At 64.9% G+C, this 11,273-nt stretch carries 8 protein-coding genes; 5 read left to right on the top strand and 3 right to left on the bottom strand.

Going from position 1 to position 11,273, the window contains the following annotated elements; all coding sequences use genetic code 11:
• Positions 1-434: 434 nt before the first annotated feature.
• Entirely contained in the window at positions 435-1,916 is a 1,482-nt protein-coding gene (locus ACCQ10_RS00150) for a glutamate synthase small subunit GltD family protein (protein WP_372361792.1), read from the top strand.
• Between the two features lie 351 nt (positions 1,917-2,267).
• Here the strand turns inward: ACCQ10_RS00150 and ACCQ10_RS00145 are convergent, their stop codons facing one another.
• Positions 2,268-3,326, bottom strand: coding sequence for an NAD(P)-dependent alcohol dehydrogenase (locus ACCQ10_RS00145; RefSeq protein WP_372361791.1), 1,059 nt, complete (start codon positions 3,324-3,326; stop codon positions 2,268-2,270).
• Between the two features lie 307 nt (positions 3,327-3,633).
• On the opposite strand from ACCQ10_RS00145, the gene ACCQ10_RS00140 reads away from it, so the two are divergent.
• The 4 genes from ACCQ10_RS00140 (at position 3,634) to ACCQ10_RS00125 (ending at position 8,386) form a co-directional block, all read left to right on the top strand.
• Positions 3,634-4,707 (top strand): glycoside hydrolase family 5 protein, encoded by a 1,074-nt coding sequence (locus tag ACCQ10_RS00140; RefSeq protein ID WP_372361790.1) that lies wholly within the window; start codon positions 3,634-3,636, stop codon positions 4,705-4,707.
• A 443-nt stretch (positions 4,708-5,150) separates the two neighbouring features.
• Positions 5,151-6,209 (top strand): glycoside hydrolase family 5 protein, encoded by a 1,059-nt coding sequence (locus tag ACCQ10_RS00135; protein WP_372361789.1) that lies wholly within the window; start codon positions 5,151-5,153, stop codon positions 6,207-6,209.
• Between the two features lie 403 nt (positions 6,210-6,612).
• Positions 6,613-7,710, top strand: coding sequence for a glycoside hydrolase family 5 protein (locus ACCQ10_RS00130; protein WP_372361788.1), 1,098 nt, complete (start codon positions 6,613-6,615; stop codon positions 7,708-7,710).
• Between the two features lie 232 nt (positions 7,711-7,942).
• Positions 7,943-8,386, top strand: coding sequence for a PepSY domain-containing protein (locus tag ACCQ10_RS00125; protein WP_047697046.1), 444 nt, complete (start codon positions 7,943-7,945; stop codon positions 8,384-8,386).
• A gap of 283 nt (positions 8,387-8,669) precedes the next feature.
• Here ACCQ10_RS00125 and ACCQ10_RS00120 read toward each other — a convergent pair whose 3' ends face one another.
• On the bottom strand, positions 8,670-10,490 hold the full coding sequence (locus tag ACCQ10_RS00120; protein ID WP_372361787.1) for a M28 family metallopeptidase: 1,821 nt from the start codon (positions 10,488-10,490) through the stop codon (positions 8,670-8,672).
• A 55-nt stretch (positions 10,491-10,545) separates the two neighbouring features.
• Positions 10,546-11,202: a DUF4097 family beta strand repeat-containing protein gene (locus ACCQ10_RS00115; RefSeq protein ID WP_372361786.1), complete on the bottom strand. Its 657-nt coding sequence runs from the start codon at positions 11,200-11,202 to the stop codon at positions 10,546-10,548.
• Positions 11,203-11,273 lie beyond the last annotated feature (71 nt).

Below are 11,273 nucleotides of genomic sequence, written 5' to 3'. Positions count from 1 at the left end.
AGTCGTCGCAGTGCTCCCCTCTCCTGCCTGCGGGAGAGGGGTTGGGAGTGAGGGCGCAGGCCCGCCACCCCTCATCCGCCCCTTCGGGGCACTTTCTCCCGCGTGCGGGAGAAGGACCGCAGTCGCAATGCTGGCAGCACATCGTCAGAGTCGTCGCAGTGCTCCCCTCTCCCGCCTGCGGGAGAGGGGTTGGGGGTGAGGGCGCAGGCCCGCCACCCCTCATCCGCCCCTTCGGGGCACCTTCTCCCGCACGCGGGAGAAGGACTGCAGTCGCAATGCTGGCAGCACATCGTCAGAGTCGTCGCAGTGCTCCCCTCTCCCGCTGGCGGGAGAGGGGTTGGGGGTGAGGGCGCAGGCCCCGCCGCCCCTTTTTCCGCCCCTTCGGGGCACCTTCTCCCGCACGCGGGAGAAGGGAATCAGCCACGGATTTTCTTATGAGCCGCAAGCAAGCCTTCCAATTCCTCGACCTGCCCCGGACCATGCCCACGCGCATCCCGGTGGAGCTGCGTACCTCCGGCGACTGGGGCGAGTTGTACGGCAAGTTCGACAAGGCCGACGCGCAGTACCAGTCCGGCCGCTGCCTGGACTGCGGCAACCCGTATTGCAGCTGGAAATGCCCGGTGCACAACGCCATTCCGCAGTGGCTGCAGCTGGTGCAGGAGAACCGCATCGAAGAAGCCGCCGCGCTATGCCATTCCACCAACCCGCTGCCGGAAGTGTGCGGACGCGTGTGCCCGCAGGACCGCCTGTGCGAAGGCAGCTGCACGCTGGAGGAATTCGGCGCGGTCACCATCGGCGCGGTGGAAAAGTACATCGTCGATACCGCCTTCAAGATGGGCTGGCGCCCGGACCTGGGCAACGTGCAGCCCAGCGGTCACCGCGTGGCGGTGATCGGCGCCGGCCCGGCCGGGCTGGCGTGTGCAGACCGGCTGGTACGTGCCGGCATCGAGGCGGTGGTATACGACCGCTATGAGCAGATCGGCGGCCTGCTGCAGTTCGGCATTCCCAGCTTCAAGCTGGACAAGTCGGTGATCGGCAAGCGCCGCGAGATTCTCGAAGGCATGGGCGTGCAGTTCCGCCTGGGCGTGGAGATCGGCCGCGACATCAGCATCGAGCAGTTGCTGGGCGAATACGACGCGGTGTTCCTGGGTACCGGTGCGTACCGCTACACCGACGGCGGCCTGCCCGGGCAGGACCTGAAGAACGTGCTGCCGGCGCTGCCGTTTCTGGTGCAGAACAGCCGCATCGTCGGCGGCAACGACCCGCATGGCAGGCCGATCGCCGGTTGGGAAGACCAGCTCGCCCTGCCCGACCTCAACGGCAAGCGCGTGGTGGTGCTGGGCGGCGGCGACACCGGCATGGACTGCGTGCGCAGCGCCATTCGCCTGGGCGCGGCCAAGGTCACCTGCGCGTATCGCCGCGACGAGGCCAGCATGCCCGGCTCGGCGCGCGAGGTGGCCAACGCGCGCGAAGAAGGCGTGCGCTTTTTGTTCAATCGTCAGCCGCTCTCGATCGAATCCGGCGCCGACGACGAAGCCATCGGCGTGACCGTGGTGGAAACCAAACTCGGCGACCCCGACGCCAGCGGCCGCCGCAATGCGGTACCGGTGGAAGGCAGCGAATCGCTGCTGGAAGCGGACGTGGTGATCATTGCCTTCGGCTTCTCGCCCACCCTGCCCGACTGGCTGGCATCGCAAGGCGTGGAGGCCGGCAGCAACGGGCGCATCGTCGCCCCATCCGATGGCCATGGCCGCCTGCCCTACCAGACCAGCAACCCGCGCCTGTTCGCCGGCGGCGACTGCGTGCGCGGTGCCGATCTGGTGGTCACTGCTGTGGCCGAAGGCCGCGACGCGGCAGGAAGCATCGTGCAGATGCTCGGAGTGAAGGCGCAGGTCAAGGAGCCGGCAGCGGCCTGAGATTCGGGGCCCGCTCTCAGTTGCTCGTAGCCTGTCTGCTGATCTCGACTACCGGCACCGAGGCTTCTGCACAGGCCTCAGCGTGTCCGGGATCGAACAAGTTGCGACTGATGGCGTGCCCCTCTCCGTTGCAGAGGGAACAGACTGGCATCGAGTTCGCTGCGGCAGTGCAAGGGCACTGCAAGAGTGCCGTCTGCGCATGGTCATGCAGTCGTAGCAGATGGAAAATCCAGGGGCTTCGAGATGCCGGAGCAGTGCGCTGCGTGGCTGCGCTCCCCCACTGGCGCAATGCCACCATCTGCGTTGTATTGCAGTGCAGATGGTGGCATCACCTCCTGCCGCAATCGCGAATCAGGCCGCCTTGTCCAGCGAGGCCATGTCGATCACGAAGCGGTATTTCACGTCGCCCTTGAGCATGCGCTCGTAGGCCTCGTTGATTTCGTCGGCACGGATCGTTTCGATGTCCGAGACGATGTTGTGCTTGGCGCAGAAATCCAGCATTTCCTGGGTCTGACGGATGCCGCCGATCAACGAGCCGGCCAGGGTGCGGCGCTTCATCACCAGGTTGAACACGCTCGGTGACGGATGCGACTGCTCGGGCACGCCCACCAGCACCATCGCGCCATCACGCTTGAGCGCGTTGAGGAACGGGTCCAGGTTGTGCGGCGCGGCCACGGTGTTGAGGATGAAATCCAGGGTGTTGTACTGCGCGGCCATCTGCGCCTCGTCCTTGGAGATCACGACCTCGCTGGCGCCCAGGCGCAGCGCGTCGGCGCGCTTGCCCTCGGAAGTGGTGAACAGCACCACGGTGGCGCCCATCGCCTTGGCGATCTTCACCGCCATGTGGCCCAGGCCGCCCAGGCCGACCACGCCCACCTTCTGCCCGGGGCCCACCCTCCAGTGCGCCAGCGGCGAATAGGTGGTGATGCCGGCGCACAGCAGCGGTGCCACCGCAGCCAGGTTGTCCGAATGGGAGATGCGCAGCACGTACTTCTGGTCGACCACGATATGGTCGGAGTAACCGCCGTAGGTGTTCTCGCCGCCGCCGAACATCGGGCCGTTATAGGTGCCGGTAAAGCCGGCTTCGCAATATTGCTCTTCGCCCTCCTGGCAGGAGGCGCAGCTGCGGCAGCTGTCGACCATGCAGCCGACGCCGGCCAGGTCGCCAACCTTGAAGTCGGTCACGGCATCACCCACCGCAGTCACACGGCCAACGATCTCGTGACCGGGAACGGACGGGTACAGGGTGTTGTGCCATTCATTGCGTGCGGTGTGCAGGTCCGAGTGACAGACGCCGCAGTAGGCAATGTCGATCTGCACATCATGCGGGCCGGGCGCGCGCCGTTCGAACACGAACGGGGCAAGCGGCTGGTCGGCGGCTTGGGCGGCAAAGGCGTGGGCTTGGCTCATGGAATACTCCGGGACGTTGCGTCACCCGCAACAGATGCGGGCGACAGGAAAACAGTGGCGGTAGCTTAAGACAGCGTCCCGTCGCGCTCATGCGACAGTGCGTCTTGTGTGTCCTCTTGCGAACGCTACCGCCGGCGCATCATGCGCTGCGCCGGGTTTTTGCGCGATCAAATCCAGGGTGCGCGCGTGAATGGCACGCTAACGTGCAAGCTTCTAGGCTCATCGGGCAGCCGATCGCCCTGCACCATCTCCTGCTGGCCGTGCCCTCCCCCCGCGGCCACCCACGTCGATGCCGAAGGAGGCTTCCATGTTCCGCGCTCCCCCGCTGCTCCCATTCTTGCGCAATGCCGCGCTTGCACTGACCTTGCTGGCGGCCCTGCCGCTGGCGCAGGCCAAGGAACCTGGCCGTCCCGGCAAAGAGTCCACCGGCCTGAAATATGTCGGGGTCAATCTGTCCGGTGCCGAGTTCAACTCGCGCAAGAAGCCCGGCACCTTGTTCAAGGACTACACCTACCCGTCCGCGTCGGACTTCAGCTACTTCGCCGGCAAGGGCATGAATACGATGCGCCTGCCCTTTTTGTGGGAGCGCCTGCAGCCCGAACTCAACGGCAACCTGGATGCGGCGCAGCTCGGACTGATCAAAAAATCGCTCGAAGCCGCCAAGGCCAACAAGCAGTCCTTGATTCTGGACCTGCACAACTACGCCAAGTACGGCGGCCAGCGCATCGGCACCAACGAGGTTCCCGCTGCCGCACTGGCCGATCTGTGGCGCCGGCTGGCGCTGGAGTTCAAGGACGACAAGGCGGTGATCTTCGGGCTGATGAACGAGCCCAACGGCATTTCAGCACCGGACTGGGCCAACGCCGCGCAGGGCGCGATCAACGCGATCCGCAAGACCGGCGCCAAGAATCTGATCCTGGTGCCGGGCACCGCGTACACCGGCGCGCACAGCTGGCGCAGCACCAGCTACGGCGTCTCCAACGCCAAGGCGCTGGAAATCCTCAAGGACCCCGGCAACAACCTGGCCTTCGAAGCGCATCAGTATCTGGACAAGGACTACAGCGGCACCAAGCCGGTGTGCACCAGCGATTCGGTGGGCGAAGAAAAGCTGCGCGGCTTCACCGCGTGGCTGCGCGAGAACAAGCAGAAAGGTTTCCTGGGCGAATTCGGCACGGCCAACAACCCCGTCTGCGACAAGGCACTGGAAGGCATGCTGACCTATATGGAGCAGAACAGCGACGTGTGGCTGGGCTGGACCTGGTGGGCTGCCGGCGCGTGGTGGAAGCCGGATTACCCGTTCACCGTGCAGCCGGGCAAGGACGGCAGCGACAAGCCGCAGATGCGCATCCTGAGCAAGTACGCGCGCCGCGCCGGCAAGTAACCGGCCTCGCTTGCACGGGATGGTGGCCGCAGCGCGCAGCTGCGGCCATTTCTTTTGCGCCAACGTTGCACTGCGAGGACCTTGCCGCGATGGCGATGTTCGTGGCTGCGGCAGCGCCACACCGATCACCTCGACCAGTGCAGGTGACTTTTCCCGCGCCACCACGCAAACACCACAGCGCTCGCTGGCGCCGGATCGATCGCCGCATTGCGCCGCCATGAGACGATCAAGGCGCACATCTGAATCCATGCGATGCATCGACCGGATCGACGCGCCGACAGCCGCGTAACTGCGATTGACTGCACAGCTTCGCAGCCTGATACCTCGCATCCGTAGTTTGCGCAGGCGCATACGCCTACTGTTGTGACGGATGCGTCGTCGTCGCGCACGCGCGTCCAAAACGGCGCGACGCATCGCCCTCTGTCGGTCTCAGGAGTTCCCCCATGCTGTCCCTCACTTCCCACACGCATGCGCTGCGTCGCTGCGTGCTGCCCATGCTATTGCTCGCTGCCATGCCGTTTGCGCATGCACAAGGCACGACCGGCCTGAAGTATGCCGGCGTCAATCTCTCCGGCGCGGAAATCAAGTCCTCGCAAAAACCCGGCGTGCTCAACGTCGACTACCTGTACCCGGCTGTTGGCGATTACAGCTATTTCGCCGGCAAAGGGATGAACACCATTCGCCTGCCCATCCTGTGGGAGCGTCTGCAACCCAAGGCCGGCGGCGAACTGGATCCGGCGCAGCTGGCGTTGCTCCGGCAGGCCGTCGCCAACGCCAAGGCGGCGAAGATGTACCTGATCGTGGATGTGCATAACTACGCCAAGTACTACGGCAACAAGGTCGGCACGCAGAAGGTGCCCATCGCCACGCTGACCGATCTATGGCGACGCCTGGCCATTGCATTCAAAAGCGACAATGCGGTGATCTTCGGGCTGATGAACGAGCCCTACGACATCAACCCGCAGTCCTGGGCTGCCGCCGCGCAGGCATCCATCGACACCATCCGCAAGACCGGCGCCAATAACCTGATCCTGGTCCCAGGCGCGCTATGGAGCGGCGCGCATAGCTGGTACTCCACAGTGGCCGGGCAATCCAACGCGGTGGCGCTCGCCACTCTGCGCGACCCGCTCAACCGCTATGCGATCGAAGTGCACCAGTACCTGGATACGGACTCCAGCGGCACCGTTGGCGGATGCGTCAGCAAGGAGATCGGCGTCAAACGCCTGGAAAGTTTCACCCAGTGGCTGCGGATGAACAAAAAACGCGGTTTTCTCGGCGAATTCGGCACCGGCAACAATGTCACCTGCAATGCCGCGCTGGAAGGCATGTTGAAGTACATGGAAACCAACAACGATGTATGGACCGGCTGGACCTTCTGGGCTGCGGGTAAATGGTGGAACGGCAAATACCCCTTCAACGTGCACCCGGACGCGCAGGGACGTGACAAGCCACAGATGTCGATCCTGAGCCCGCATGCCAGGCGGGTGACCAAGACCCCTTAGTCCCACGCAGAGGTGCGAGATACCGCCGTGATCTGCAGCACCTCGCCTCCACCGTGCGCCAGCCACGCGGCAGCGTCATGGCGCCAGTGCACTGGCGCCATGCGATCGGCAGCAAGCGCGTCCGTACGACGTTATTTCGACAATTCGCGCCGTCACCGCAGCGGCGAAGGCGCTAGACCGCCTTGCAACAGAGGCGGGCGTATCAGCGCGCTATCACGCACAGGCCATTCGCGATCTGCGAATGCGATCCAGTGCACATATTTACTTCACATTTAATTCACATTTACTCGGCTAGGCATTTGGGCACAGCAGATGCATTGGAAGGGACAGATGCGGCGCACCTCGCGCAGATCGTCCACAGCGGGTCGCACGCATCGCCCCCCGCCGTCGAAGGAGTTGTTCCATGTCTGCTGTGCCTCTTGCGCTGCGCAATTTGATCCGTGGCGCGCTGTTGTTCTCCATGCTGTGCATTCTGCCGCTGGCCAACGCGCAAACGCGCGTGCTCACGTATGCCGGCGTCAACCTGTCAGGCGCCGAATTCGCATCGTCGAAAAAACCCGGCGTGCTCAACAAGGACTATATGTACGCCGCTGCCAGCGATTACACGTATTTCGCTGGTGTCGGCATGAATACGATCCGCCTGCCCATCCTGTGGGAACGCCTGCAACCCAGCGCGCGCGGCGAGCTGGACCCGGCACAGCTGGCGCTGGTGCAGCAGGCCGTGGCGCGTGCCAAGGCCTCGGGCATGTATCTGGTGATCGATATCCATAACTACGCCAAGTATTACGGCTACAAGATCGGCGGGCCGGAAGTTCCGGTGGCCACGTTCACCGATCTGTGGCGGCGCCTGGCGCTGGCATTCAACGGCGACAACGCGGTGATTTTCGGGCTGATGAACGAGCCGAACAATATCTCCGCCAGCGAGTGGGCGGGTGCGGCGCAGGCTGCCATCGATACCATCCGCAGGACCGGCGCCACCAATCTGATCCTGGTGCCCGGCGCGTTGTGGACCGGTGCCCACAGCTGGTATTCGCCAACCAACGATGGGTATTCCAACGCTACCGCACTGGTCTCCATCTACGATCCGCTCAACCGGTATGCGTTCGAAGTGCATCAATACCTGGATATCGATTCCAGCGGCACCTCCAGCGTCTGCGTCAGTTCCACCATCGGCGCCGAGCGCCTGCGCAACTTTACCGAATGGTTGCGCATCAATCGCAAGCGCGGCTTCCTCGGCGAATTCGGCACTGCCAACAACGCGGTCTGCAACGAGGCGCTACGCGGCATGCTCGGGTATATGGAAAGCAATGCGGACGTGTGGCTGGGCTGGACCTGGTGGGCCGCCGGCTCGTGGTGGAACCTGTCGTATGCCTACAACGTGCATCCGAACAAGGACGGCACCGACAAACCGCAGATGACCATCCTCTCGCCGCAGGCGACACGCGCCACGCGCGCATCGGTTGCTGCTGCCCGCGTACCGGTTGCGGGCAAAACACGCTGACCAGACCAGTGTCATCAAGCCGCCGCAAGGCGGCTTTTTTGGGCACGCTGAGTGACGGAAACCAGCTCGGCAAATCCGCCAGGCGCAAAATGTAAATCGACAGTGCAGGGCAGGTGAAACAGCCCATGGTGATGTCAGTTAACTGAATTTCCCGCATGGAAGAGGCCGGGTTTTCACCTTGTCACGATCTGCACGCGGCGAGCATGGCGGCACTTCACAGCAGGAGCCTCTCATGGCACATCGCATGATGACCACCGCACTGATCGGCGCGCTGGCGCTCGTTTCGCAAGGCGCCGTCGCACAGGAGGCCGCCAAGCCGGCCAAGGCACTGACCTCCAACGAAGTCACCAGCATGCTGGCCGCCAAGGGTTACACCAAGGTGCACGACGTCAAGTTCGAGCACGGTGTCTGGACGGCCGATGCCCGTAGCGGCGACGGCAAGGATGTGGACGTCCACATCGATCCGGTCACTGGCCGTGTCTATGGCGACCAGACCACCTCGCGCCTGAGCGAAGCCGATGTCCGCGCCGCGCTGTCCACCGGCGGCTATGCCGATGTGCACGACCTGAAATTCAAGGACGGCTTGTGGAAGGCCGACGCCAAGCGCAATGGGCAGAAGGTCGAGCTGCACGTCGACCCCGACGATGGGCATGTGGTCAGCGTGGATAACGACTGAGCACGCTCAACGTGCATCGACGCGTAGGCGTTTGAGCGGGTAGGGCGGTGCGCTGTTGCAAGGTGCAGCGTGCACGAGGCGACAGCCATGCCGCCTAGCCGCTTTGTTAGCGGCGACTGAGCCGCCGGCCTGCGAACGGTTGCGACGAACGCGCACGCAGTCGCTGTAAAAGAGGGCCTCCCGATCGGGAGGCCCTTTGCGTTGGCGGCACCCACTGGTCATCTACCGCACAGATACTTGCCACCCATGCGCCACCGTGGGGCCGGCAGCGCATCCGCATGACTCAGCGGGTAGGCGCGGTGTCCTTCGATTTCGCGCCTGGCGTGTTCGCGCGCGCTGCGTCCGCGTCGCCATCGGCCTGCTCGGCCGCCGCCGCCGTGCCTGCGGCTGGCTTGTCGGCCATCATGCGGTCGCGGGCGGCCTTGAACGGGTTGCCGGGATACCAGTTGGGCCAGCGCTCGCCGGCGGCGACCTCCTTGCCGACGCCGTAGACCGCCTGGAGATCTTCGATGGTGCCATCGAGTTTCCAGGTGGCTGCGTCGTATTCGTCGCCGGGGGCATGATAGCGGTGGCGTCCGTAGTCCTCGGCCGCGGCACGTCCGGCAGCGGTGCCGCCCTCGCGCATGTCTTCGCCGCCATCGGCATACAGCGCCGGCACGCCGGCCTTAGCGAAGTTGAAGTGGTCCGAGCGGAAGTACGAGCCGCTTTCCGGGGTGGCCTCGGCGTGCAGGGTGCGGCCCTGCATCGCGGCGATCGGCTTGAGGATGTCTTCCAGCTCCGAGCTGCCCATGCCCACCACGGTGACATCGCGCGCGCGCCCGGCCACCGACATCGCATCCAGGTTGATCACCGCGGCAATCTTGTCCAGCGGGAAGCTCGGGTTGGCCACGTAGTACTTGGAACCGAGCAGACCGGATTCTTCCAGCGTCACCGCCACGAACACCACCGAGCGCGCCGGCTTGGGGTCCTGGTGCGCAAAGGCATCTGCAATTTCCAGGATGCCGGCCACGCCGGTGGCGTTGTCCACCGCGCCGTTGTAGATGTTGTCGCCGCTTTCGCCCGGATGCTTGCCCAGGTGGTCCCAGTGCGCCATGTACAGCACCGCCTCGTCGGCATGGCTGCTGCCGGGCAGCACGCCGACCACGTTGCGCGAGGTCTTCTGCGCGATGGTGCTCTTCAGGTCCACCGACCAGCTGGCCTTCAACGGCACCGGCTTGAAGCCGCGCTTGCTGGCGTCCTTGTAGGCCTGCGCCAGATCCAGACCGGCATTGGCGAATACCTGCTTGGCGGTGTCGGCGCTGATCCAGCCCTGCACCGGCAGGCGCGGGTCCGGGTCGTCCTTGGCCGGCAGGTCGTATTGCGGGCCGGACCAGGAATTTTTCACCACGTCCCAGCCGTAACTTGCGCCGGGCGTGTCATGCACGATCAACGCGGCGGCCGCGCCCTTGCGCGCGGCTTCCTCGAACTTGTAGGTCCAGCGCCCGTAGTAGGTCATGCGCTTGCCGTCGAACAGCTTGGTATCGCCGGTGTGGAAGCCGGGGTCGTTGACGAACATCACCACCGTCTTGCCCTTCCAGTCCTGGCCGGCGTAATCGTTCCACTGCTGCTCGGGCGCATCCACGCCGTAGCCGACGAACACCAGCTCGCTGTTGTCCAGCTTGACCTCCGGCTGGCCGGTGCGCGTGCCGACCACGATGTCGGTGCCGAAGGCGAGGGTGCGGCTCTGCTCGCCGCTGCGCAGGCTCGGTGCGGTGGCCGCATCGGCGGTGGTTTCCACCATCGGTACATCCTGGAACCAGCTGTCGCCATTGCCCGGCTGCAGGCCGATGCGCTGCATCTGGTCGCGGATGTAGGTCACGGTCTTTTCTTCGCCGGGCGTGCCCGGGCCGCGGCCTTCGAAGTCGTCCGAGGCCAGCGTCTTGACCAGCTCGGCAAAGTCGCCGGCGGTCAGCTCCGGCGAGAACGCGTGCCGGCTGACCGGTGCGCTGGGTGCGGTGTCCACCGGCGTTTGCGTGGCCGGTGTGGCCGGCGTGTCGGCGGCGTCGCGCTTGCAACCGGCCAGGGCCAGGGTTGCGGCCAGGCACAACAGGATCTTGCGGGGCATCGGAACTCCTCGTGCGACGGAGGTCCGATCTTAGAGCGTGCGCGTGGTGAGCGCGTCAGTCCTTGGGCGCCACGTCCGAATCGAAGCTGCGCGCGGTGGTGCCGGTGACCGCGCCGACCTTGGCGGTGCGATGCACGTACAGGTCGACCTCGCGCTCGAACTCCAGCGGTCCGTCGACCACGGCCTTGGGGCCGATCACCACCCGCGGCTTGCGCGCCGGCTTGAAGGAAAAGCCGAAGTTCGGCTTGGTCACCTTGATGCCGCCGCGTACATGCGAATCCACCCCGACGGTGATGTCGCCGTTGACCGTCTCGATCCCCTTGCCGAGTTCGGTTGCCACCAGGCCGATGCTGCCGTTGACGGTTTCCACACCAGCGCTGATCTGGCTGCCGCGCTCGGTGAGGATGCTGCCGTTGACTGTTTCCAGACCGCCGGACACGGTCACTTTCTGGCCCACGGTGATCGAGCCGTTGACTGTTTCCACGCCGCCGGTGCGCGCGTTCTCGCCGATGCGGATGCCGCCGTTGACGGTCTCCACGTCCCTGGTCTGCGCACCGGCGCCCACCTCGATGGAACCGTTGACCGTTTCCAGATCGCCGTAGCTGCGGCCAGGCTCGGCGCTGATGCGGCCATTGACCTTGCTGATGTCCTCGTCGGCCCAGGCGCTCGTGCTGAGCAGGGACAACGCCAGGAGAAGAGATTGGGGCTTCATGCTGAACCTCGCGCGGTGGCGGCTGTCTGGGGCGTGGCGGTGATCACACCATGGGTGGCTACAATCGCGCA

This window comes from Xanthomonas sp. NCPPB 1325, assembly GCF_041477645.2.
Lineage (GTDB): Bacteria > Pseudomonadota > Gammaproteobacteria > Xanthomonadales > Xanthomonadaceae > Xanthomonas > Xanthomonas cannabis.
This window is presented reverse-complemented; position numbering and strand designations above follow the sequence as displayed.

What these genes read in the sequence shown, in the direction of transcription:
- ACCQ10_RS00130 (WP_372361788.1), top strand. Translation starts at nt 6,613, where the DNA reads ATGTCTGCTGTGCCTCTTGCGCTGCGCAATTTGATCCGTGGCGCGCTG.
- ACCQ10_RS00135 (WP_372361789.1), top strand. Translation starts at nt 5,151, where the DNA reads ATGCTGTCCCTCACTTCCCACACGCATGCGCTGCGTCGCTGCGTGCTG.
- ACCQ10_RS00125 (WP_047697046.1), top strand. Translation starts at nt 7,943, where the DNA reads ATGGCACATCGCATGATGACCACCGCACTGATCGGCGCGCTGGCGCTC.
- ACCQ10_RS00140 (WP_372361790.1), top strand. Translation starts at nt 3,634, where the DNA reads ATGTTCCGCGCTCCCCCGCTGCTCCCATTCTTGCGCAATGCCGCGCTT.
- ACCQ10_RS00150 (WP_372361792.1), top strand. Translation starts at nt 435, where the DNA reads ATGAGCCGCAAGCAAGCCTTCCAATTCCTCGACCTGCCCCGGACCATG.
- ACCQ10_RS00145 (WP_372361791.1), bottom strand. Translation starts at nt 3,326, where the DNA reads ATGAGCCAAGCCCACGCCTTTGCCGCCCAAGCCGCCGACCAGCCGCTT.
- ACCQ10_RS00115 (WP_372361786.1), bottom strand. Translation starts at nt 11,202, where the DNA reads ATGAAGCCCCAATCTCTTCTCCTGGCGTTGTCCCTGCTCAGCACGAGC.
- ACCQ10_RS00120 (WP_372361787.1), bottom strand. Translation starts at nt 10,490, where the DNA reads ATGCCCCGCAAGATCCTGTTGTGCCTGGCCGCAACCCTGGCCCTGGCC.